The 23,210-nt window shown below is 49.4% G+C and carries 18 protein-coding genes, 1 pseudogene and 1 riboswitch; of the genes and pseudogenes, 15 read left to right on the forward strand and 4 right to left on the reverse strand.

Annotated elements, in window-relative coordinates; all coding sequences use genetic code 11:
• Positions 1-15 precede the first annotated feature (15 nt).
• Positions 16-786: a phytanoyl-CoA dioxygenase family protein gene (locus NST47_RS04905; protein ID WP_341154130.1), complete on the forward strand. Its 771-nt coding sequence runs from the start codon at positions 16-18 to the stop codon at positions 784-786.
• 184 nt (positions 787-970) lie between these two features.
• On the opposite strand, the gene NST47_RS04910 is transcribed toward NST47_RS04905, so the two are convergent.
• Entirely contained in the window at positions 971-1,177 is a 207-nt protein-coding gene (locus NST47_RS04910) for a TM2 domain-containing protein (protein ID WP_341154131.1), read from the reverse strand.
• A gap of 264 nt (positions 1,178-1,441) precedes the next feature.
• Here NST47_RS04910 and NST47_RS04915 point away from each other — a divergent pair, with 264 nt between their 5' ends.
• The 3 genes and pseudogenes from NST47_RS04915 to NST47_RS04925 all read left to right on the forward strand — a co-directional run.
• Complete coding sequence (locus NST47_RS04915) at positions 1,442-1,618, forward strand: hypothetical protein (RefSeq protein WP_341154132.1); 177 nt, start codon at positions 1,442-1,444, stop codon at positions 1,616-1,618.
• A 223-nt stretch (positions 1,619-1,841) separates the two neighbouring features.
• Positions 1,842-6,275 carry an AAA family ATPase gene (locus NST47_RS04920; protein WP_341154133.1) on the forward strand — a complete coding sequence of 1,478 codons (4,434 nt, stop codon included), beginning with the start codon at positions 1,842-1,844 and terminating at the stop codon, positions 6,273-6,275.
• Positions 6,276-6,431: 156 nt separating this feature from the next.
• A pseudogene (locus NST47_RS04925) lies at positions 6,432-6,602 on the forward strand (alpha/beta hydrolase); the annotation flags it as partial.
• Between the two features lie 121 nt (positions 6,603-6,723).
• Here the strand turns inward: NST47_RS04925 and NST47_RS04930 are convergent.
• Positions 6,724-7,095 carry a DUF1904 family protein gene (locus tag NST47_RS04930; RefSeq protein WP_341154134.1) on the reverse strand — a complete coding sequence of 124 codons (372 nt, stop codon included), beginning with the start codon at positions 7,093-7,095 and terminating at the stop codon, positions 6,724-6,726.
• Between the two features lie 252 nt (positions 7,096-7,347).
• Here NST47_RS04930 and NST47_RS04935 point away from each other — a divergent pair, with 252 nt between their 5' ends.
• The 3 genes from NST47_RS04935 (at position 7,348) to NST47_RS04945 (ending at position 11,742) form a co-directional block, all read left to right on the forward strand.
• Positions 7,348-8,343, forward strand: coding sequence for a PfkB family carbohydrate kinase (locus NST47_RS04935; RefSeq protein WP_341154135.1), 996 nt, complete (start codon positions 7,348-7,350; stop codon positions 8,341-8,343).
• 249 nt (positions 8,344-8,592) lie between these two features.
• Positions 8,593-8,675: riboswitch (cyclic di-GMP riboswitch) on the forward strand.
• A gap of 102 nt (positions 8,676-8,777) precedes the next feature.
• Complete coding sequence (locus NST47_RS04940) at positions 8,778-10,631, forward strand: FapA family protein (protein ID WP_341154136.1); 1,854 nt, start codon at positions 8,778-8,780, stop codon at positions 10,629-10,631.
• 85 nt (positions 10,632-10,716) lie between these two features.
• Positions 10,717-11,742 carry an HD-GYP domain-containing protein gene (locus NST47_RS04945; protein WP_341154137.1) on the forward strand — a complete coding sequence of 342 codons (1,026 nt, stop codon included), beginning with the start codon at positions 10,717-10,719 and terminating at the stop codon, positions 11,740-11,742.
• A 194-nt stretch (positions 11,743-11,936) separates the two neighbouring features.
• On the opposite strand, the gene NST47_RS04950 is transcribed toward NST47_RS04945, so the two are convergent.
• Positions 11,937-14,195: an FAD-dependent oxidoreductase gene (locus NST47_RS04950; RefSeq protein ID WP_341154138.1), complete on the reverse strand. Its 2,259-nt coding sequence runs from the start codon at positions 14,193-14,195 to the stop codon at positions 11,937-11,939.
• A 173-nt stretch (positions 14,196-14,368) separates the two neighbouring features.
• On the opposite strand from NST47_RS04950, the gene NST47_RS04955 reads away from it, so the two are divergent.
• The 5 genes from NST47_RS04955 (at position 14,369) to NST47_RS04975 (ending at position 19,003) form a co-directional block, all read left to right on the forward strand.
• Positions 14,369-15,205 (forward strand): AraC family transcriptional regulator, encoded by an 837-nt coding sequence (locus NST47_RS04955; protein ID WP_341154139.1) that lies wholly within the window; start codon positions 14,369-14,371, stop codon positions 15,203-15,205.
• A gap of 117 nt (positions 15,206-15,322) precedes the next feature.
• Positions 15,323-16,396 (forward strand): Gfo/Idh/MocA family protein, encoded by a 1,074-nt coding sequence (locus NST47_RS04960; RefSeq protein WP_341154140.1) that lies wholly within the window; start codon positions 15,323-15,325, stop codon positions 16,394-16,396.
• Positions 16,397-16,545: 149 nt separating this feature from the next.
• Complete coding sequence (locus tag NST47_RS04965) at positions 16,546-16,935, forward strand: metal-sensitive transcriptional regulator (protein ID WP_341154141.1); 390 nt, start codon at positions 16,546-16,548, stop codon at positions 16,933-16,935.
• Between the two features lie 129 nt (positions 16,936-17,064).
• Positions 17,065-18,069 (forward strand): zinc-dependent alcohol dehydrogenase family protein, encoded by a 1,005-nt coding sequence (locus tag NST47_RS04970; RefSeq protein ID WP_341154142.1) that lies wholly within the window; start codon positions 17,065-17,067, stop codon positions 18,067-18,069.
• 40 nt (positions 18,070-18,109) lie between these two features.
• The gene (locus NST47_RS04975) at positions 18,110-19,003 is read left to right on the forward strand and encodes an ROK family protein (protein ID WP_341154143.1); all 894 of its coding nucleotides are present in this window, start codon (positions 18,110-18,112) and stop codon (positions 19,001-19,003) included.
• A 15-nt stretch (positions 19,004-19,018) separates the two neighbouring features.
• Here NST47_RS04975 and NST47_RS04980 read toward each other — a convergent pair whose 3' ends face one another.
• Positions 19,019-19,711 (reverse strand): FadR/GntR family transcriptional regulator, encoded by a 693-nt coding sequence (locus tag NST47_RS04980; protein WP_341154144.1) that lies wholly within the window; start codon positions 19,709-19,711, stop codon positions 19,019-19,021.
• 156 nt (positions 19,712-19,867) lie between these two features.
• Between NST47_RS04980 and NST47_RS04985 the strand changes: the two genes are divergently transcribed.
• The 3 genes from NST47_RS04985 (at position 19,868) to NST47_RS04995 (ending at position 23,172) form a co-directional block, all read left to right on the forward strand.
• The gene (locus tag NST47_RS04985; protein WP_341154145.1) at positions 19,868-21,379 is read left to right on the forward strand and encodes an FAD-binding oxidoreductase; all 1,512 of its coding nucleotides are present in this window, start codon (positions 19,868-19,870) and stop codon (positions 21,377-21,379) included.
• 3 nt (positions 21,380-21,382) lie between these two features.
• Entirely contained in the window at positions 21,383-22,780 is a 1,398-nt protein-coding gene (locus tag NST47_RS04990; protein WP_341154146.1) for a (Fe-S)-binding protein, read from the forward strand.
• A 188-nt stretch (positions 22,781-22,968) separates the two neighbouring features.
• On the forward strand, positions 22,969-23,172 hold the full coding sequence (locus tag NST47_RS04995; RefSeq protein WP_076231268.1) for a hypothetical protein: 204 nt from the start codon (positions 22,969-22,971) through the stop codon (positions 23,170-23,172).
• Positions 23,173-23,210: the final 38 nt, after the last annotated feature.

Genomic DNA, 23,210 nt, shown 5'->3' on the forward strand with positions numbered 1-23,210 from the left:
AGCGGAGGTAGAACCATGAAAAAGCGACTAAATTTTCTTTCCCATGAACAGTTGGAAAGCTATAATGCAGCAGGTTATCTCGTACTTAAACATGTATTTACCGAAAAAGAGGCACAAGTACTTCAAGCGGAATGCGATCATCTGCTTGAGTTAGAGCAGTATACCACGCACGGGAACATTCGTGTAGCACACCGTAATTACCCGGACGGCAAGGTCATGATAGAAAAGATGGACCCCGTGCACGATCTTTCACCTGTCTTTGCCTCCTTGGTAAGGGATGAGCGCATTCTGGACCCGATTCGTGATATTTATCTGGATGAGCCGCTGCTGTTCAAGGATAAATTGATTTTTAAACTACCCGGGGCAAATGGATATACGATGCATCAGGATGCTGCCTATTGGCAGGGCTTTCAACCCGATGGCTTGATTTCGGTTATGGTAGCGATCGACGGAGCGAGCACAATAAATGGAGGTTTGGAGCTTTTCCCTGGCTACCATGACCGATTTCGTTCAACACCGGGCGAGCTGCGGAATATGAATCAGGAGGAGATCGATGAGATTGATCCGTCGACCGGTCAGATTGTCGAAACCGAGCCTGGTGACATCATTATATTCCACTCCTATACCCCGCATCAGAGCGGCGCTAATAACTCTGAAATTAGCCGCAAGCAGCTTTACTTGACCTACTCACCGGCGAAGAATGGTCAGCTTTACAAGGCCCATTATCAGCACTATCAGCGCTATGTTTTAAAAGGTAAAGATCCAAGTGTGTATCACTTCTTATGATAACTTACTCGGCATCGAATCTTGCATTCAGGCTTGCAACCTTCTCGGTGCTGAAAAGCCGACTTTAACACGCACTATTAATAAAAAAAGCTTGGCCAAGTATGCCCCGTCGCATACAGCCAAGCTTTTTTTATATATAACGCCACATGTATATTCGAGCCTTCGGAACCTGATTCTCTACAAATTAAGCATTAACGTATTTGCTTTGAAATTCTTCTTCGGTTTTAGTCAGGTAAAGGATACCCTCGATCAAACCGATGATGCCTGGAATACCAGTCCAGCAGAACAAGAGGTAGACAACACCTAATCCGATTTTGCCTAAGTAAAATTTGTGGGCACCAAGGCTTCCCAACAGAATCGCGAGAATTCCAGCAGTTGATTTCGATTTCATGTTAATTTCGCTCCCTTATCATCGTTCATTTTCTTGCCCTTGCAAGTTATTTTCATCTTATCGTACTAGTTCTTAAAGCACATCTAACTAAAGTTATAGAAGCATAAATTTATCGGAAATAATCGAATATTTTTTGAAATCTGCTTATTTTTACACGGTATTAGTACTTTGGTTACATCCCTTTTGCATGTTTAGACATTATACTAGCCTTTGTGCAGCATATTGTGCGAATTAAGGCGTATTATACAAAAGGGGATGGATAGGATGCTGAAGAAATCATTATTACAATTCATGGTGCTTACTTTGTTAGTTGCTATGGCAACGGCTTGCGGAACGAATGTATCCAGCAACGATGTTAATGAATGTGTGAAAAGCGGTGTCTCCAAATCGGATTGCGAAAAAGCAATGAAAGAGATCCAGGACCTGCAAAAAGCAAAATAAATATTGGGACAGCAAAAAACCGTAGCTCTACTTAGGCAGAGAGCTACGGTTTTTTGCTGTCCCAATTGAATAATGCCATAAATTCCATGATAGAAACAATTACATTGACTATAACTTTAGTTACAGGGTACATCAAAAGGTGATAAAATAAAGGATAGACAAGTTGGAAATAAATTGGACTTGAAGAGAGTTCAAGTTATGTGAGGACTACAAGGGAGGCTCCATGACGAATATTAAGAACACGATATTGCGCAATAGGTTGGAAGGAATGGAATGGGATGTCCAGCCTTTTATATATACAGCTGTAGCTTTGATCGAGATGGTTGAGCCGATGCATAAAAAGGGATTGGTCATCCGCGATTTGAGTCCAGATGGAATCATGCTGCAAGATTCCAATAAGGCAGCACTTGTAGAAGAGCGCAAGTTGAAGTATGCGTACCTGTCACCTGAGCAAACCGGCAGGATGAATCGGACGCCAGATGCTCGCAGTGATTTGTACGCGCTGGGTGTTATTTATTATGAAATGCTTGCAGGCTGCCTACCTCTGCAAGCAGATCGAGCGGAGGATTGGCTGCATGCACATCTGGCGATGGTACCCAAGCCGCTTGGTGACTTGCGTCCAGACGTTAAGGGGCCGCTCGCAGACATCGTGATGAAGCTGCTGTCCAAAGCTCCGGATGAGCGATATCAGAGTGCATCGGGACTGCTGGCAGACTTGAAGAAATGTATTTCATTATTGGAAGAGACAGGAGGAATTCCTCCATTTAAAATCGGCTTAACGGATGATGCAGCCCGTTTTCAGCTGCCCAGGACCCTCTTCGGACGTGAGGCTGAGGAAGCGGAGCTATGGAATGCTTACGAGCAGACTCAAGGCGGCAGTCCGGCATTTGTCTGGGTTACGGGCCGCTCAGGCAGTGGCAAGACCACATTGATTCGACAATTGCAGCTTCCTGTTATGCGTTGGGGAGGGCGATTTGTTGAGGGCAAATGCGATTTAATGAATCGGGATATACCTTATGAGCCGATACTTCAGGCACTTCGAAGTCTGGTGCGGCAAATCTGGCAGGAATCTCCCGAACAAATTACTGCATGGAAAACCCGGCTGGCCACAGATCTGGGCTTGTCTGCCAGCATTATTGCCGAATTGATACCTGAGGCCACGCCTCTTCTGGGAGAGCTCTCTCCTGTAGAGACATTACAGCCCGCTGAAGCCGTTATCCGTTTCCGCTGGTTATTTTCTGCTTTCCTCCAAATATTCGCCGATACCGAACATCCTCTCGTGATGTTCCTTGATGATCTGCAGTGGGCCGATCCGGCTACACTGGACATACTGCGAGAGTGGATGCAGGATTCCACCCTTCAGGGCTTTATGCTCATTGGTACGCATCGGGTGGAATCCGATTCAATCGGTAATGAGGATGGAGAAGAACCTGCTGCTGTATGGCTGAAGCAGTTTTTGTTACCGTCTACGGAAGATACCAAACGGTTGAAGTTTATCACGATGGGGCCACTGCCCTTCACACAAGTCAATCTATGGGTAGCCTCTGTGCTGGGTGGTGAACTGGAACGTTCGCGTCGACTGGCTAAACTTTTGTATCAAAAAACAGGGGGAAACCCCTTATATCTGCATCGTCTGTTGGACAGCCTGTATCGTGAGAAAAAGCTGGTTTTTGATGCCGATCAGGCCTTCTGGACATGGAATGAGGAGGCCATTAAGGAACTGCCTGATGATCTGGATGTGCTTCAGCTTATTGGCGCTCGTATCCGTACCTTACCACCAGATACGATTGATTTGCTTGGCATAGCAGGGGCGATGGGACAGAGGTTTCGTTTATCATCAGCCGCTTTGGTTAGTGGCAAGACGCTTCAGGAGCTGCATCAGATTATACAGCCGTTATTGGATGAAGGCTTGTTGTTTATGGAATCGAACACGCTGCTGGATCAGGCTGAAGACCGATTGTACAGTTTCATGCACGACCGGATTCAACAAGCGGCATATGCCGTAGTTCCGGAAGAGGGCAGGGCTGGTCTGCATAGGAACATCGGCTATATGCTGCAGCTTCAGACTGAGCCTGGTTATGAGGAGCAAGCACTTTTTGATATTATTCATCACTTGAATTTAGGAATCAGTGAGGTTAAGGATCAGGCAGAACGAAGAAAGCTTGCTGAATATAATCTACAGGCAGGTTTGAAGTCAAAGGCGACGACGGCTTATGTGGTGGCACAGCATTTTTTGGAAACCGGTCTGATGCTGCTCGGTGAGGATGAATCAGGAACAGATCCATTGTTTTACAGGCTGTTGCTGGAGCTATCGGAATGCGAATACGTGGGTGGGCGTTCTGACCGTGCGGAGGAACTGCTCCAGCGTTTGATGAATCGTACCGTGGACCCGCTGCAGCGCTCCGGTATTTATTTGATCCGGGTGGCCATGTACGCCTATCTGAAAAAGGAAGATAAAGCTGTAGCCGTAGGACTGCAAGGATTGGAGGAGCTGGGCTGGAGCATATCCGCGAAGCCGTCCAAAGCCGTTATTGGACGGGAAATGATCAGAACGTTCTGGGCATTGAAGCGTAAAGGAACAGAACTGCTGGAGCTGCCTATCAATACCGATCCTATACATCGGGCTTTGTCTGATCTGGTCATGGCCATCGCGGCCTCCGCTTTTATTTCCAATCCTGAGGTTGCTGCTTTGTTGTATGCGAAATTCGTTCGATATGGGTTGCAGCATGGGAATAACGAAGCTTTTACGTTTATGCTCGTTGCTTTTGCAATGATCCAGGGCATAGCGCTTAATCGTTACAGCTTTGCTTATCAACTGTTGGATGTCGCTTTTCAGTTATCGGCTCAATTTGAGAACACGAGCTTTAAATGCCGACTGCATTTTGCAACAGGTCTCATTGAGCAATACCGCGACCCCATTAAAGCAGCAGAGCATTTTCAAAAATCAGCTCGTTATGGTCTGGAATCAGGGGACCTAACCTTTGCCGGATTTTCAGTATCTCTGCGTATTCTCAATCATACCGGGGACCTGCGCGATCTGTCAGCATGCGTTTCAGTCTACGAAGCAAGCTCTTGGCCGTTGCTGGATGAGGTCACACGGAACCTGCTGCGAATTACACGCAGTTATATAGATGAGATGGAAGGTAAGCCTGGTGTCCATATGGAGCTGGATGAGCTGATGAATGGAGATTTTACCAATGTGACACAGAAAAATCAGGCCTTTTATGCTTGTACCTCAAAAATCCAGATTGCCTATTTAAATGGAGCTTTTCGCGAAGCGCTGAGCTGGGTAGAGCTTACGAAATTCAACCCCCATCAACTAACTTTGTTTCAGGTTCGTAAGCAGTATTTTTACCAATTTCTATCGTTAGCTTCGCTATATGAAGAGGCGACAGTGGATGAGCAGCGCAGTATCCGTACGGAAATGGGCAAGCAGCTTCGCTCGATGAAAAAATGGACTAAGGGTGATATTCAGCACTCTGCAGCTTACCTGCTGATTCTGGCGGAAGCCTTTCGAATCAAGGGCAGCAATAGGCTGGCTGTGACGAGTGGCTACGAGCAAGCTCTGACAGCTGCGCGCGAGGAAAGAAACGTGATGGTAGAAGCCTTGGTTTGCGAACGGATGTCCAGTTGGTACCGGGTGTCCGGGATATTGACTGCTGCCGATGCCTTTCTTGTCGAGGCTTACTCTGCTTATGTACGTTGGGGTGCGACTGCCAAGGCTAAGCAGCTTCGTGAGCAATATTCAAGATTGTCTGCCTATGCCAATGTATCGGCGACTTTAGAGAAGCCTGGTTCTTCTGAGCTGCTGGGATCGTGGATCGCTCGTGGTGAATACATGTCGGATATACACACTGTCGACGATTTGGATGAGGATGAACGGGAATACTTACTGTTCAGAGACATCGACAATTCCGTGATGAAGCAGGCAGCTGGCTGGCCGGGTGGCATTGGAGAGGGCAGTCTTATGAAACGTTTTCTGGAGTCGGCGATCCGTTATGCAGGTGCGGGTAAAGGATATGTGCTGAGTATGAGCAGTGCGGAGGAGGCACTGTTTACCATAGAGGCAGCTGTGGGAAACCAACCAGTCGATGAATTCGAGCAGGCTGACTTTGCTGCTTCGATTGTCCGTTATGTAGTGCGTACGGCAGAGCGAGTCATACTGGCTAATGCTTCATTAAGTCCATACATGACAGATCCCTACATTCGTGGCAATCGGCCGCAATCCATACTGTGCATGACACTTCCGCATCCGGGAAAACGGCACCCTTACATCCTTTATCTGGAAAACAATCTGGTATCAGGTATATTCAGAGAGGATAGGTTGGATGTACTTGACATGCTGTTCTCACGAATGGTATATCTGGAATCGCTGGGTATGCCTCGCATGGAGGCAGCTGCCGTGGAGGATGTGGAGGATAACTATCATGAGACGAATCCTGCTGCCATGCAGCCCTTGGTCGATTCGTTGACAAACCGTGAAGCCGAGATTTTACGTGTATTGTCTTCCGGCTTATCGAACAAGGAAATTGCAGTTCATTTTGGCTTAACAGAAGGAACAGTTAAAAACCACGTGTTTAACATCTACAGCAAGCTGGGCATCAAACGAAGAGCTCAGGCGATCGCAAAGGCGAGAGAGCTGCGTATTCTGGACTAGATGGTGCAAGTAACAGCGGTTCTCGGTAAGTTAGGCGGAGTGGCCAAATGGATCAGCCTGTGCAGGTGCTAAATTGGCAAGCTTCTATAGGAATACAGTGTGAGCAGCGTAATCCGGAGCCTACAGGTATCCGGTTGTTTGCGTTGTCTGCTAAAAAGCTATGCCCCTCTGGCAATGCTGCTTGCACAGGAAGGGTTTCGGACATGGATAGTGAAAATCCCTCTGAATCTCGCTGTGCTTGGAGCGAATAAGGCGGACGGGATTATGGATGCGGCACCAGATCAAACCTTTGTCATAGGAGGCCATTCGCTTGGCGGTGTAATGGCAGATATGGATCACAGAAAATCGATGGGATTAATGGGATAAAGGTTTGTCGACAACGAATCCGCAAATGAATAAAAAAACGATTGCGCCGCTCTTGAATAGGAAGGGGCAATCGTTTTGACATTCAGGAAAGCTCTAATTTGTGCTTGAAGGCAGGCTCCGTATCTTCATCAGCTTGACGATGCGCTATCGGTTCACCGTTTTTATAATAAACATAGGGACTCAACAAAATAAAAAAGATATGAACCTGCTCATAGCCGGACTCCCGCAGGATCTGATTAAACTTGGCTGCTACGGCGTCATGTACCTCTTGCTTTCTGGGGAATAGCAGAATTTCCAGACTGAGCGGCACCTGCGAGATAGCTTCAGTTAGCAAGGTTTCGATCTTGACCATACTCTTGTCAATTTGAACAAGCTGGGCAAATTCCTCTATTAGACGAGGTGCGACGGAGTGTAAATATTCTTTGGAAAATCCTTTGAAGCGCAAATAAGGCATGCTGTCGGTCTCCCTTATTTTTACGAAAATGCAGGTAAGGTCTACCTGTGACTTTGATTAGTCCAAATCGTACTATGGTTTCAGTCGGTTGTCAATGTGGTCACTACTCATCTTGTGGAGGATTTATGAACATCAAGAGGCGAGGAATGTCTTGTACCTCTGGTAGCAATTTGTGCTATGATTATATGAACAAAAGGTTCTTAAGACCTAATTAATTTATGGAAAAAGTAATATTGGAGGGTGCGCATCTGTATGTTTACATTGAGGCCCAAAAAAATAGTTTGTTACGGAGAGTTATTGACGGGATATAGGCTGGAGGAACAGGAGCAATCAGATGGGGCGGCCTTCTGCAGCCAGACTGCAAGTGGAGGAACACCTGCTTATGTGGCGGCGGCAATAGCAAAGCTTGGCGGCGATTCCCGTTATATAGGAAAGATCGGGAGCGACGAGTCCGGTACGTATTTGCGCAGCGAGCTGGAGGCTGCCGGGGTTGAGGCTGCGCTCGTCGGTACAGATACGGCGAGTCTGGCATGGACGGAGTGGAGCGAGGACCCTGACGATAATAAGTCTGGAACCAAGCTCGATGCTGACGGAGAGACAAGGGTGAACGGTAACAAACTGAAGAGGGCGGAGTTCGATGAGACCTGGCTGGATGACGTTGCCGTGTATCATTATGGTTCTGCGCCTCTGAGTGAAGGGCGCTCACAGACCTCAGCCTTGGCAGCAGCACGTCGAATCAAGGCGGCAGGCGGTCTGACCTGCTGCTGTCCCAATTCGAGTGCTATTTTATGGCCGGATGAAGAAACGATGCGGCAGGACCTGCGGAACCATATCGGGACGGCCGATATCGTGAAGATCAATGAGAAGGACGCAGCCGCCCTTACGGGTCTGGAACCTGCGGAAGCCGTCCAGCAGCTGCTGGATATGGGGGCAAAGGTAATTGTCGTGACGCTTGGCGAATACGGCTGCTGTGTGGTTACACGCCAGGCCATGACTTCGGTTCCCGGTATTCGTGTCAAATCGGTAGATCCCTCAGGCGCTGGTGACAGCTTTGTCGGTGCGATGCTGCTCAAGCTTGCGGAGTGTGGAGCGACTGCAGAGCAAATCGAAACCATATTTAATGACGAGGAGCAGGTACGCTCTATTTTTTCTTTTGCCAATAAAGCAGGTGCTATGACAACTACGCGTCGTGGTGTGTTTGCTGCTCTGCCAACGATGGCGGAGCTTGAAGGTATGGAGGATTCGTGAACAATTCCACTAATGGTTTCCAGGGATTCGACAGGAGCTCTTAGGAACTTCCATTTTATCGCATGAAATCGACAAAAAAATCCCGATATAAGTAGAAATCAATTGTAAAAGTGATGTAAGAATGTTACTATTTAGTCATATAATTATCGATTTCATGGTACTTACGAATTAGTCTTGGCCATTTGTTACAGGCATTTAGTTCTAATGGAATAAATCTATATTTTTACATTTTTTGCAATAATCACTCACATACGATAAAGGCAAACTTGCTGAAAGGCAAGGACGCAAAGCAATGGACCTAAAGATATTTCTATGGTCGCCATGCCACCGAAAATGGGAGAATACGGATGAGCTTAGTGAGATGAGACATCTTTCCCGTTACTTGGGGAAGGTGTCTTTTTTTGTGAATCCGGATAATGGAAAGGAAGACGAGAATGACGATTCCTATCAAAGAAACTGAGATCATGAAACTGTCCCAACCGTCGTCAGCGATTCCCAAAGTGGATACATCCTCCTCCAAGCCGATAAGGGCTTCTGAAGGCGGTAATGATGAGCATAATTGGATTTGGGTCCACAACGATCACATTCATGTTCAAGTGGATACGGCGAAGGGTGCACTTCCTGTTATCGAAGCCAGCTATCCGATAAGCCTGATCATTGACGGTGAGTTGGTAGAAGGTCCTTATGCCGTTAAGGGCAAAGAACGAATGGAATGGAAGGCTGAACATGAACCCTTGTTCCAGATTCTTGTATCCGAGGATCAGATGAAAGTATTCCTGATTGTACGCCATACACAGCTTGTTCAACCCAGATTGAAAAACACAGAGCCGGCCACTAAAGTGACGCTTGAGCTGGATCGGGAAGCAGGAAAGCTGATCCGCAAATTGGAGCTGGCTGAGGTGACTCAGGAGCTTTCCCAGTTATCGATTTCATACAATCTGGATATCGGGAGTATATATCAGGAGCTGCAGGAGCCGACCTTTAAGCCTGTTCTCGTTGCACAAGGCAGCTATCCCGTTCCGGGTGAGGATGCGCGTATGGAGCTGTTTTTCACTGAAGCGGTAGAAAGGGGCTTCATGGAGGTCGGCGGTGGAATGGATTATCGGAACTCGCTGAAGATTCCTTCAGTTCGCAAAGGTCAGGTTATTGCCAAAAAAATCAAGGCTGTCGAAGGTATTACAGGCTACAATGTGCACCGTCAATTGGTGATTCCCCCCAAGCCGCAGGATGTAAACGTTATAGCCAGGGAACATGTGGAACAACAAGGTGATACTTTTATCGCGATGAGGGAGGGTAGGCCGCGGGTAACGGGTACCCATACCTTGTACTTGGATATTTCAACCGCTTACATTGTTTCGGGTGACGTGAACCTAAGCACGGGGAATATTGTTTTCTCAGGTGACGTAATGGTGTATGGCGATGTTACGGAAAATATGACGATTGAAGCGCTCGGTACAATTTATGTGGTTGGCTGTGTGTACGGAGCCGTATTGACCGCTACGGGAAGTATTATTGTAAAAGGCAATGTTGTGAAAAGCAAGCTGTGTGCAGGCTACTGCGGTGAAAAGGTCGTTCGTATTCAGGAGGACTCGCAGGCATTGTCTGTGCAGCTGGTGCAGCTGATGGAAGCCGCCAAGCTGCTAACCGATCAGGTCAGGCAGAAAGGTCAAAATGCTGCTTTTGGACAAGTTGTCAAATTGCTGGTAGATAATAAATTCAAGGAAATTCCGAAGCTGATCCATAAGCTGCTTGTCCTTGTCCATAGCGTACCGGCGCAGGATCATGAAGCCTGGCAGTATTTGATGGATAAGCTGGAAATGTTCAGCGATGTATCCAAGGTGTATTCGCAGGGGTCCGAAGCGTTATGGCTGAGTCTGCTCAATGATCTGAAGCAAACCGTCGAAAAAATCGACAACATGAAGGAAACCAACATAAAAATTGATATCGGTCAATGTCATCTTTCTACACTGCTGTCGCAAGGAGATATTATGATCCGCAAGGAGGGTGTGCTGCAAAGCGATCTCCGATCAACAGACAACATTATTTTTTATCACAATGATGCGGTGTGCAGGGGATCCCGACTGGAGGCGAACGGCATGATATCGGCTTCTATTATTGGGGGTGTCACGGGCTCCTTGTCGCAATTGAAAGCGAAAGACAAGATCATGCTTCGCAAAATGTATTCGGGGCGCGTATGTGTCGATAGCTTCTGTGTGGATGTAGTGGATGTGATCGAGAATCAGACCATAGACAAGGTCTGGATCATGCGGCAGCTTCGAACTTCTTAACTGTAAGAAAATCAGTGAATGCTGTGCGAAAGTTAATCTGACCCATGACGGTTAAAGAGGGGGAAAAGTCATATCTAAGAAGAAATTGAATGCTTTCGATGTGTTTAAGGGTCGGCGAATTAACAAAAATATTTATACATCCCAAAGCGCCCTGCTGCTTCCCGCATCGACACTGCTGAATGAGAAGTCAAGCCGCTTGCTGTCGCAACACTGTATTCACCTCAGTCCGGAGGATCTGGAACCGGCATTCGACGAGATGGAGCAGATTATGGATCAATCGGTCATGGAAGTCAAACAGATTTTCTCGGAAATTGAGCACAGTGGGAACATTCCATTCGAGAAAATCAAGCAAACCATACTGCCTACGCTTTGTGACCTGTCCAAGGATTTTGGAATTATCGGATTTATGCTCACGATACAGCGGGTAGATGATTATACGTACCGACATAGTGCGGGCGTCGCAATGATGGCTGCGATGATTGGACGCTGGATGAAGCTGCCCGAGGATGAAATCCCGCGCCTGGCAATGGCTGGGATGCTGCATGATGTGGGCAAGCTGTTTATTTCACCGGCAATTTTGCAGAAGCCCGGTCGCTTGCTCAGTGAGGAATATGAACAAATGAAGCTTCATCCGGAGCTTGGCTACGCGTGCTTGATGCGTCAGCCGGAAGTGGATGAACGAGCTGCTCTCGTCGCTTTGCAGCACCATGAACGGGAAGATGGCAGTGGCTATCCGCTCGGAATCAAGGGCTCAGAGATGGATCCGTGGAGCAAAATTGTAGCTGTTGCAGATGTCTTCCATGCGATGACCTCGAAAAGGGCCTACAGGGAAGAGCTGCCTTTGTATGAGGTATTAAGAAACATGTGGGTACATGCCTATGGGGCCATGGATCCCCTTGTCGTGCACAGCTTTATGGAAAAGCTGATGATTTATTTAATAGGCTGTGAGGTTGTACTATCGGATGGACAGCTCGGTAAAATCGTGATGTTAAATGATAAAAATCCAGTGAATCCGTTAGTTGAAGTTGAGGGAGGTTTTATTGATCTCAGCCAGGAGCCATCCTTATATATTGAGAAGCTGTTTAAGGTGGAAACAGAGAGTGAGGTGTAAGAGAAAGGATACGGTCAGGAACCCATACTAATGGTTGCTGATCTATGCATTGAAGAAAAGGCTGTCCCCCGGCATGATTTGCAGGGAGGACAGCCATTTGTGTGTATGGGCCTACTTGATGACTAAGCTGCTATCTGAACCCTCCACATCAGTGGTTACGATTCGCTGATTAAGCTACCGCAACGACTCTGTGATTACCCGTAGACGCGTATTTCAATTACTTCTGCGTGGAGGCTCCCGTTCGTTGCTTCGATGACCAGGCGCAGCTGATCGGTATGGACTGCTGTAGGGAGCCGATGGATTTGCTTGCGCTTGTGATTGGCAGTTTCCTCATGGACCTTGACCCATTGCCCATCCACATAGGCTTCCAGATGGTAGTCCCGAACCAGCTCAGGTATAACCGGAAACGGGGTATAGTGATGATGAAGATTGATCAGATCCTCATTCACATCGTCATTGAAGGTGAGATGAATTTCACTAATTTGCACAATCTCCTGCCACTGCAGCTCAAGGGAAGCGGGCTCAGATACAGCCGGGTCGCGAGCCTCCGACAGCCACATGTGCGGCTCACCATAGGTTCGGACAAAGCCATCCGTGACATGCTCGACCTCAAAGGCGGTCGTTTCCGGGTACATGCGGAAGCAGAAGGGCTTGCGCACCAGCTTCTTCATGCTCCACAATACGACCGGTTGTTCCGGATCCTGATTGCTAAAATCAGCAGATACGGCCGTAGACGTGTTTTTAACGAATGAGAGCACACCGGTTTGCGGCTGATGGGATACATACAGCGTTACATGCTCATTGGCTTTGACAATAATAAAGCCATGCTGTGCCGTCGACGGCTTCCATGCTAGCGGAATGCTGACCCATTGGCGTTCGCCGGGTGCGAGGGCAGCCAGGTCGCTTACTTCCAGTCGATGCGGGATATAATTTTCCGCGCGTCCGGTGCTCCATACCTCCACCTCAAGCGTAGTTGCCGCCGCGGCGTCGAGCAGCAGCTCAATCCGCTGCAGCTCTGGCACCACCGGCACCAGCAGGGCGACGTCCCCGCCCTGCAGAGCCATCGGCTCCGCGGCGTCTTCGACCGCCAGCCGTCGCAGTGTGCTCGACGCCGTGAGCTTCGCACGCCGTGCGAGATCCTCGTCATCGCTGCTGCGCAGGCCGATGACCGAGGCATCCTGACGCAGCAGCGTTTGCTGCAGCTGCGTCAGGTGCTGCTCGTACACGGCGCGTGGCGTCACGCCGTGCTGCACAGCCAGGGCCGCGCCGGTACCCGCGGCCTCGCCAATGACCGCGCATGTCGCCATCACGCGCGTCGTGCCAAAAGCAACGTGCGAGGCGCTGATATTGCGCCCGGCGAACATCAGGTTCGATACATTAACCGAGTATAACGAGCGGAAAGGGATGTGATAGATGCCGTCAGGATGCAGGTGCTTCGAGCCGCTCTCCGTCGCGTACATGCCACCGGGAGGATGCAAATCAATGGACCATCCGCCGAAGGCGACTCGGTCCTCGAACTCCCGCTGCGCGAGAATATCGTTCTGGTTCAGCACGTAATCGCCGATAAAACGGCGGTATTCACGTTTGCCGGGAATCGAGCCGACCCATTCCAGTGTCATCGTCTCGGCCTCGAATTTACCGGAGTTTTTGATATAATCCCAAATACCGTATACGACCGACCACAGCTCATCGCGAATACGCTCGTTCTCATGCACCGTATCCAGCTCGCCACCCCATTCGATCCACCAATAGCTGCAGCCGTTGTCACCGCTGCGGATTACCCTTTTAAGCGGAATCGTTGTGGCCGCAATATCCTTGGCAAAGCTGGGCGGTACATATCGAACCGGATGTCCGACATCCTTGGTATAAAATAATAGCGTGCTGCCCAGCGTGATGTTGTCAGCGACCTCGGGCGCCCAATCCTCATTGTATTCATCCTTGGCTTCACGACCGATCCGGTGCTGTGCTCCGGCAAGGAACCCTACCAGCCCATCGCCAGTGCAGTCCAAAAACAGCTCGCTTTCAAAACGAATCCGCCGCTCGGAGCCCATCATCCAGCCTGTGACTGAAGCGATCCGTCGATCGTCCTCATCTCCATACGCCTCGACCTCATGCACATCCGTATTCAAAAACAACTGGATATTAGGCTCGGCCAGCACGGATTCCAGCACAACCATATCCCATAAATACGGATTGCCGTCGGGATTGCGGTATTGGTTCTCAACGAACATTTCACCCATAATGCCCGTCTCGCGCGCATAGCGGTTAACGCCATGCGAGGTGGCTCCACATACCCAGACACGGACCTCGCTGCTGGAATTACCGCCAAGCATAGGGCGGTTCTGGATCAGAGCTACCTTTTGCCCCAAGCGGGCTGCCGCGATCGCCGCATTCACACCGGACAGGCCGCCGCCAACGACGGTAATATCGGTTTGCACAGTTTCATTTTTCATTAGGATCACCTCAGTAGTATAATGGTTAATATCTGTAATTTCATTATAAAATCGGCTGGTTGTGATGAACATGCACGGATGATACATCAGGCATATCCTTTATTTCATGATTCGGGAATCAAGCCGCTGCTGCCTGGCCGGACGGGAACAAGTGATTCCAGAGGAGGAACCGTATGCACGCACCGCTATGGGAATGGAAGCCTTATTTTATTAGCTATGCCTATTGGCACAAGAAGGACAAATTCCAGTTCATGCAGGACAGCTATGCGGAATGGGTGATGTTTGCTGTCGAGAATGGCTCCTTTCGCTACCGAATCGGAGAGGCGGCTGGAACTGCGATATTTGGCGATGCTATCCTGTGCCCGCCAGGTGTTGTGTTTGAGCGTGAGGTGCTGGAGCCGGTTTCGTTCCATTTTATTAGGCTTGGCTGGCCGACGGATGTCTTGCCATCGATGCTGCCCAATGCAGCACCCTTTAGGAGTGAGGGGACATCGGACTTCACCCCGCCCGTTCAGCTTATCTATATGGACCATAATCGGCTGTCTTCCACTTATTACTACATCCACCAATTGACACGTTTGCCGGATGAGCAGCGGCTGCTGCTGTGGGACCATTATTTGAACGATCTGTGGCAGCAGCATGTAGTCGAGAGCGGTTTTTTCCAACAGACGAGCAAGCAGCAGGACAAGGACCCCAAAATCGTGGAAGCAACCCGATGGCTGCAGCAGCATGCTTTTGAGCCGGTCAGTCTGAAAGAGCTGAGTGCCAGTCAGGAGTTAAGCCCTGTGCAATTTACGAGGAAGTTTCACGCGGCTCATGGGACAACACCAATCGATTATTTGACGACCCTCCGCATGCAGAAAGCACAGACGCTGCTGCTTGAAACCGAAATGACTCTGGAGCAGATCGCCGAACGCTGCGGGTATGAGAGCGGTTTTTATTTAAGCCGCGTGTTTACGAGGAGGATGAAGGCAAGTCCCTCCCAATATCGTAAAATGCATCGGGTGTAGTCGTAATGTTGAAGCGGTATGTCACCTTTTCGCAGTAGGAAGCCTACCCGGAACATGATAGAATTTGGCTAATCATACAAGCTTGGTTACAAGTAACAAGTACAGGAGGCGACAAGGGTGGCACAGACAATAAAGATTGGTATTATCGGCAGTGGCAACATTGCAGGCGCGCATTTGAAGGCTTATCGGCTTATGGATGATGTGGAAATTGTCGGGGTAGCCGATATTATTCCAGGCAAAGCGGATGAGTTTATCGCGAGGCACGAGCTTGAAGGTGTAAAGGCGTTTGACGACCATAACAAGCTGCTGGAACTGGAGCTGGATGGAGTCAGTATTTGTACGCCCAACGTCTCACACCACTCGATCAGTGTGGACTCTTTGCGTGCAGGTAAGCACGTCCTTGTGGAAAAACCGATGGCGGTCACGATGGAGCAGGCCGTAGAAATGGTGCAAACGTCCAAACAGACCGATAAAATGTTATCCATCGCCTTCCAGCCCCGCTACGATCCGAACATGCAGATGATCCGTGATATCGTCCGGTCCGGACAGCTTGGCAACGTATATTATGTACAGACAGGCGGCGGACGGCGCAGAGGCATGCCGAAGGGCACCTTTATTTCCAAGCAGCTGGCTGGCGCCGGGGCACTGGCCGACATTGGCTGTTATTCGCTCGATATGGTGCTTAATGCTCTTGGGTATCCGAAGCCGCTGACCGTTTCAGCGATGACGAGCAATCATTTTGGCACGAATCCTCACTATCATCCGCAGGCCAGCGCGTTTGAGGTCGAAGACTTCGGGATGGCGATGATCCGCTTTGAAGGAGACCTTGTCGTTAATTTCAAAATCGGCTGGGCTATGCATATGGATACGCTTGGACCTACTCTGTTTCTTGGCACTGACGCTGGCTTGAAGGTCACACCTTCCGGTAACGGGGCCTGGGATGGCGGCATTACTTCGGTATCGCTGTTTCATGATATTTTGGGTCACAACACGGAGAGCGCTTTTCCTGTCAAGCAGCATCAGATCAACATTTTTTATGAGAAAATCCGCGATTTTGTCACTGCGATCCAGGAGGGGCGACCTGCTCCTATTCCTGGTTCAGAAATTATTCGTAATCAGGCAATTATTGACGGTATATTGCGCTCAAGCGAGTTGAAGCGGGAAGTCGATATTTTTATTCCTGAACTGTAAACTGCTTATTAAATGGGTTAGGTTATACTCAATGGGCCTTTCGCGTTATGCGAAAGGTTTTTTGCTGCTGCTGCTTGATGAAATATTGTATAATAAACATACAATTCTGCGGGCGCATGACCCGCATCGTGGAAAGCGAAGTGAGTAATATGAACAGGAACACACCTGATGATCAGGCCGTTCAACAGCCTCAGGAAGGATCTGTGACCGCTGGGATTGGTGTGAGTGATACAGAAGCAGCTGGCTGTACAATCCATGGAGCACGTCAAAGCCACCATTCTGATCAGGTCAAGAGCAGCCTGACAACGAGGCTGAACCGGATTGAGGGCCAGATTCGTGGTGTTAAGGGAATGATTGAGCGGGACACTTATTGTGATGATGTGCTCAACCAGATCGCAGCGATTCAATCAGCACTTAATGGCGTCGGCAAAATTTTGCTGGAGGGCCATATGAAAAGCTGTCTGGTCGAGCGGCTGGAGCAGGGAGATACAGATGTCATTGATGAGCTGCTGAAAACTATGGGCAAACTGATGAAATAAGTAAAATACGTGACAAAGCTGAATAGACAGCTTCATAATAAAAGCAGTCCAAGTGACTTGCTTTGTATTGTGGGGCTGTTGTTTTTTTGTTAAGATTTGAGAAGTATAAATTAAAGGAGAGATAATGACATGCAGGCAGCGGTATTGCAAGGCAAGCATCATATTGAAGTAGTGGCATGGGAGCCAGCCGAGCTTATGCCCGGAGAGGTCAGAATTCGTGTTCAGGGCTGTGGAATTTGCGGCACGGACCAGCATATTTATCATGGAAATCCGGGTTCAGCAGCCGTGACACCTCCTATCGTGCTGGGACATGAGCTTGCTGGTGAAGTCACGGAATGCGGAGAAGATGTCACCCAGCTTAAAGTAGGGGATCGGGTATCGGTTGACCCAAATATTTACTGTGGCAGCTGCCGATATTGCCGCAATGGTCAGCTGAACCTATGTGATCGCCTTCAGGCTGTCGGTGTTACGCGAGACGGTGGGATGGGTGAATATTGTGTAGCGCCTGCAGCCAATTGTTACCTGCTTCCTGATTCAATGAGCTTTGTGGAAGGAGCTATGGTTGAGCCGCTCGGTTGTGTGCTTCACGGCTTTAAGAAGCTCGACATTCGTCCGATTCATACTGTGCTTTTGATCGGTGGCGGATTTATCGGCCAATTGTTCCTGCAGCTGGTCAAGAAGCAGGGAGCAGCCCGAATTATCGTCAGTGACCCTGCAGCCGAGAAGCATGCGGCACTGCTCGCATTAGGAGCGGACGAGGTCGTAAGCCCGACTGCGGACGTTGTGGAGCAGTTGAAGAGCCAGGCCGATGTCGTTATTGAATGCGTAGGGCGTCCGGAATCGATGGAGCTGGCTTTTGAAGCTGCGGGAAAAGGCGGTCAGGTGCTGCTGTTTGGCGTTGCCTCACCAGCTACGCAAATCAAGGTGTCGCCATTTGCGATTTTTGCCAAGGAGCTTCGTGTATTAGGTTCATTTATTAATCCGCACACACACGAGGAAGCCATTGCCCTGATTCAACAGGGAATCGTGAGCATAGAGCCGTTAATCAGCCACAAATTCAAGCTTGCAGATATTCCACAGGTGATGGGCGATTATCCTAAAATGAATGTGAACAAAGGCGTTATTGTATATTAAGAATCAATTCAATTGCTATTGATGAAGGAGACCTACGATTATGATTTTGGGAGCAATAGAAGCAGGAGGCACTAAATTTGTTTGCGGGATTGGCAACGAGCATGGTGAAATCATGGATCGGATCAGCTTTCCGACAACCACACCGGAAGAGACCTTGGGTCAAGTGATTCGTTATTATGCAGACAAGCAGGTTGAAGCGATAGGAATCGGTTCGTTTGGTCCGATTGATCTGAATAAAGAGAGTGCTACCTATGGAAGCGTTACAACCACGCCCAAGCCATATTGGAGTCAGTACCCGATCCTGGACGAGCTTCGCAAGCATATTCATGTGCCGATAGGATTTGACACTGATGTGAATGCCGCAGCTCTTGGGGAAGCGGAGTGGGGAGCAGCCAAAGGATTGGACAGCTGCGTATATGTGACCATTGGTACAGGAGTCGGCGCGGGAGCCGTGGTTGAAGGCAAGCTGCTGCACGGCCTGCTTCATCCGGAGATGGGGCACATTCTGGTAAAACGTCATCCTGAGGATACGTTTGCCGGATCTTGTCCCTACCATAGTGATTGTCTGGAGGGTATGGCTGCAGGACCTGCCATCGAGAAACGTTGGGGCCGCAAAGGGATTGATCTGGTGGAAAACCAGCAAGTATGGGAATTCGAAGCTTATTATTTAGCGCAGGCTGTGACGAACTTCATCTATATTCTTTCTCCCAAGAAAATCATCCTTGGCGGGGGTGTCATGAAGCAAAAGCAATTATTTCCGTTAATCCACCGTCATGTTATTAGCATATTGAACGGCTATGTCCAGAAGGAAGAGCTGACACCTGAGAAAATCGGCCAATATATTGTACCACCCGCCTTGGGGGACAATGCCGGTTTGAGTGGTTCCTTAGTGCTGGCAAGGCAGGAACTGGAGCGGAGCCGAGTCACAGTCTAGTATTGTGGCTTTCATTCAGCTGTTGCTAAGCCGCTGCAGCGTTTGCTCGACCTTGCGCAGATGGGAGGCCATACGTTTTTTGGCGAGTGTGGCAGAGCCCTGTTCTATCGCTTCTACCAGTTGAAAATGCTCGTCTGACAGTCTGGACGCTTCACTCTGCTCGGCGAACAGCCAGAGACGGCGGCTTTCACGCATGATGGGTCCCATGGAAGAAAACAATGATTCCAGCGTTCCCGCAAGCAGCGGATTTCCTGAGGCTTGGGCAATCGCAACGTGGAAGCGGATGTCAGCCTGATCAAGCTGGCTTTCCTCCTGGAGCGTCATCATCTCCTGGATGATTTGTTTGAGCAAGGTGAGCTGCTCAGCCGAGCGGCGCCCGGCTGCCAGGCTTGCGCTTTCCGTTTCAAGTATATAACGCAGCTCAAGCCAGGCTTTGAGCTGTTTGATATCCTGAATTTCAGGAGCCTGCCAAATTCCCATGGCAGGCTCTTTATCTTTGAGCACGAAGGTACCTCCACCGTGGCGTACGTCCACCCAGCCTTGGGCTTTCAGCGAAGCCAATGCCTCGCGGATTGTGGAGCGCCCGACCTGAAAGAGCTCTGCCAGCTTTTCAACGGAAGGAAGCCGGGAGCCTACGAGCCATTCCCCCTTCATAATTTGTTCGCGTAGAGCTTCTGAGACTACGGCAGAAGCTTTTGGAATCAACATAATATCGATCCTTTCATTAATAGGCTAATTCGATATTGACATAGGCAAAAGCAACCTCTTATAATTAAAGTCATCAGATGACCTGAGGAATTATTATTTGCTATTTATGATTGTAAATCAGAACGATTCAATATGCAACGGGGAGGCTTTATATCGATGATATCACCATCCGTACATGAAGAACTGAAGGCTGCTGTAGGCCCAGGCTGGTACAAATATGATAATGAAACGCTCGTTTCCTACAGCTACGATGCAACTCCGCTTTACCAGGCAATGCCTGATGGGGTCGTATTTCCGGCTTCGACCGCAGAGGTGTCGGCTGTGATGAAGATATGCGCCGCTAATCGGATTCCTGTGATTGGACGCGGTGCAGGCAGCAATCTGTGTGCAGGCACTGTTCCGATGCAGGGTGGCCTCGTAATGGTAATGACACGGATGAACAAGCTGATCGAGATCGATCAGAACAATTTGACCGCTACCTTTCAAACCGGCTTGAATACGAAAAAATTCCATTTGGCGGTTGAAGAAACGGGCTTATTTTATCCTCCAGACCCGAGCAGCATGATTATTTGTACAATGGGCGGCAATATTGCACTGGGAGCAGGGGGCTTGCGCGGACTGAAATATGGAACGACCAAGGATTATGTAATCGGTCTGGAGGCTGTGCTGGCCAATGGCGAGATTTTACGTACAGGTGGTAAGCTGGTCAAGGATGTGGCGGGTTACGACCTGACGAGGCTGCTTGTTGGCTCTGGTGGTACGCTGGCCATCTTGACCGAGGCTACCGTGAAGCTTGTTCCGCGGCCGGACTTCCGACGCTCCATGATTGCGATCTTCAGTGATCTTCAATCGGCAGCCCGAACCGTATCACAAATTGTAGCCAGCCGAATTACGCCCTGTACGCTGGAATTTATGGATAAAGCGACAATTCGCGTCGTTGAGGACTTTTCCAAAATCGGCTTGCCGGTGGATGCAGAAGCGATTCTGGCCATTGAGCAGGATGGGGACGAAGCCATGGTCGAGCGCGATTTGTTGAAAATCGCCGACATTTGCAAGCAGCAGGGAGCGATCCAGGTTAAGGTTGCAGCAACTCCTGAGGAGGGTGCCAAGGTTATGGAGGCCCGCAGGACGGCGCTTGCCGCTTTGTCGCGCTTGCGTCCGACGACGATTCTCGAGGATGCCACCGTACCTCGTTCAAGGCTTGCCGATATGGTGCTGGAAATACAGCGCATTGCCAGCAAGCATGATGTACAAATTTGTACCTTTGGGCACGCAGGCGATGGCAATTTGCATCCGACGGCGATGACGGACGCGCGAGACGAGGAGGAGCTTCACAGGGTCGAGCTGGCCTTTGAGGAAATCTTTGAAGCGGCTATTGGCATGGGTGGGACGATTACCGGCGAGCATGGTGTTGGTATGGTCAAGGCACCCTTTTTGGAATGGAAGGTAGGTGCTTCCGGTGTTGATATCATGAAGCGTCTGAAGGCGGCATTTGATCCGGACAACATTCTCAATCCCGGCAAGCTATTCGCCGAAACGCGCAAGCGGATTGTATATAAGAACGAAGCAGACGATACAACGCCACATGAGCCCGACGCAGCGGCCAAGCAGACTGTCGATCCAATCCATAACGAGCATAATGGTCAAACGAACCATGGGGAGGGGTAAAAGGTGGAAACTACACAACAAGCGCTCAAAGATAAATTGATTGCCACCTTGGATTATGATCAGCTGACGAATTGTATGCGCTGCGGCTTCTGTCAGACTGCCTGTCCGACCTTTAATGAAACCGGACTTGAAGCGGCCTCGCCAAGGGGAAGAATCGCATTGATGAAGGCGGTCGCCGATGGGTTCATGGAGCCTGGTCAGCAGTTCAAGGAGCAGATGGATCTATGTCTTGGCTGTCGTGCTTGTGAGCCGGCCTGTCCATCCGATGTGAAATATGGTCAATTGATCGAGCAGGCCAGAGAATCGATAGCTACGGAAACCGAGTTTCCTTGGCATGTCAAGACGGTTCGCACCTTATTCATGGAACGATTGTTTCCGAATCATGGCCGCATGCGGATGGTGGGCGGATTGCTTAAGCTGTACCAGCGTTCCGGCATGCAGACCCTAACGCAAAAAAGCGGCGTGATGAAGCTGTTCCCCCGGCATATGCGGGAGATGGAGCAGATCCTGCCGCCGGCTTCCTCCGATGGCGTTATTGCAGCGTGGGAGAAGCTGGGACTTCCGGCAGCCTGGGAAACTGCAGCCAATGGACAGCGGATTCTGGTCATTCCGCAGGTTGGTGACAAGCGAGCTCGCGTAGGCATGTTCCGCGGGTGTATCATGGACGTATTGTTTACTTCTACGAATATTAACACCGTCAAGCTGCTTTGCGAAGCAGGCTTTGAGGTTGCGATTCCTGAGGCCCAAACCTGCTGCGGTGCTTTGCACGCCCATGCCGGAGAAGCGGAGAGCGCCCGTCGTTTGGCCCGCACCAATATTGATGTATTTGCTCATGCCCAGGTAGATTATATCGCGAGCAATGCGGGTGGCTGTGGCGCCAGCTTGAAGGAGTATGATCATCTGCTGCATGCGGAGGCGTCACTTGTTCCCGCAGCCAAAAATTTTGTTGACCGATTGAAGGATGTGTCAGAGCTGTTGATCGATTATGGCCGACCACTGGTATTGAAGCCGACTACACCTGATGCTCCCGTGAAGCTGGTTACGTATCAGGATTCCTGCCACCTGCGAAATGTGATGCGGGTCAATCGGCAGCCGCGTGATTTGTTGAAGTCGATTCCCGGTGTACAGCTTAACGAGCTTCAGGGTGCGGATACGTGCTGTGGCTCAGCGGGCATTTACAATCTCACACAGCCGCAAATGTCGACACAGGTACTTGATCATAAGATGGAGCTGGTCGATCAGACTCAGGCTCAAACGATTGTTACCGCCAATCCGGGCTGCTTACTGCAAATGCAGTGGGGAATTTTGCGTTCCGAACAAGGCCAGCATAGAAAAGCCGTGCATGTGATCGACTTTTTGGCTGAATCTGTCGATTATGAGGCAAATAAAAGCAATATTTAACCATTTATTTCATTTCTACCCCTATAAAATCAGCTTGATCACCGAAAGGGTCTATTATAAGTTCATGTTCAATAAGACTTCTACAGTTTTTTGTTTCTTATGTCGAATAGAAGGGTAATGATTAATGATTATTCGATAATAAGCAAGCTGTTTAGGGTTGATTAAGCTGACATAGGATGTGAGATGTGATGATTCTATCCAACTGCAGCAGCTGCGGGAAGCTGCAGCTCCAACAAGCAGAAGCGTTATGTCTGGATTGCTTCAAGCAATTTATCGAGGATACCCATACGGTAAAAAACTTTCTGAATCAAAATCCCTATGCCAATATGATGGACGTGGTTCATCAAACTGGTCTTTCCTTAAAAAAGGTCAAGGAACTGGTCAACAGGTAAGCTCTGCTCATGCAGGCGCCTGTAGACCGGTTTTTTTG

This window comes from Paenibacillus sp. FSL H8-0034, from assembly GCF_038000305.1.
GTDB lineage: Bacteria > Bacillota > Bacilli > Paenibacillales > NBRC-103111 > Paenibacillus_S.

What these genes read in the sequence shown, in the direction of transcription:
- NST47_RS04905 (WP_341154130.1), top strand. Translation starts at nt 16, where the DNA reads ATGAAAAAGCGACTAAATTTTCTTTCCCATGAACAGTTGGAAAGCTAT.
- NST47_RS04910 (WP_341154131.1), bottom strand. Translation starts at nt 1,177, where the DNA reads ATGAAATCGAAATCAACTGCTGGAATTCTCGCGATTCTGTTGGGAAGC.
- NST47_RS04915 (WP_341154132.1), top strand. Translation starts at nt 1,442, where the DNA reads ATGCTGAAGAAATCATTATTACAATTCATGGTGCTTACTTTGTTAGTT.
- NST47_RS04920 (WP_341154133.1), top strand. Translation starts at nt 1,842, where the DNA reads ATGACGAATATTAAGAACACGATATTGCGCAATAGGTTGGAAGGAATG.
- NST47_RS04930 (WP_341154134.1), bottom strand. Translation starts at nt 7,095, where the DNA reads ATGCCTTATTTGCGCTTCAAAGGATTTTCCAAAGAATATTTACACTCC.
- NST47_RS04935 (WP_341154135.1), top strand. Translation starts at nt 7,348, where the DNA reads ATGTTTACATTGAGGCCCAAAAAAATAGTTTGTTACGGAGAGTTATTG.
- NST47_RS04940 (WP_341154136.1), top strand. Translation starts at nt 8,778, where the DNA reads ATGACGATTCCTATCAAAGAAACTGAGATCATGAAACTGTCCCAACCG.
- NST47_RS04950 (WP_341154138.1), bottom strand. Translation starts at nt 14,195, where the DNA reads ATGAAAAATGAAACTGTGCAAACCGATATTACCGTCGTTGGCGGCGGC.
- NST47_RS04955 (WP_341154139.1), top strand. Translation starts at nt 14,369, where the DNA reads ATGCACGCACCGCTATGGGAATGGAAGCCTTATTTTATTAGCTATGCC.
- NST47_RS04965 (WP_341154141.1), top strand. Translation starts at nt 16,546, where the DNA reads ATGAACAGGAACACACCTGATGATCAGGCCGTTCAACAGCCTCAGGAA.
- NST47_RS04970 (WP_341154142.1), top strand. Translation starts at nt 17,065, where the DNA reads ATGCAGGCAGCGGTATTGCAAGGCAAGCATCATATTGAAGTAGTGGCA.
- NST47_RS04975 (WP_341154143.1), top strand. Translation starts at nt 18,110, where the DNA reads ATGATTTTGGGAGCAATAGAAGCAGGAGGCACTAAATTTGTTTGCGGG.
- NST47_RS04980 (WP_341154144.1), bottom strand. Translation starts at nt 19,711, where the DNA reads ATGTTGATTCCAAAAGCTTCTGCCGTAGTCTCAGAAGCTCTACGCGAA.
- NST47_RS04985 (WP_341154145.1), top strand. Translation starts at nt 19,868, where the DNA reads ATGATATCACCATCCGTACATGAAGAACTGAAGGCTGCTGTAGGCCCA.
- NST47_RS04995 (WP_076231268.1), top strand. Translation starts at nt 22,969, where the DNA reads ATGATTCTATCCAACTGCAGCAGCTGCGGGAAGCTGCAGCTCCAACAA.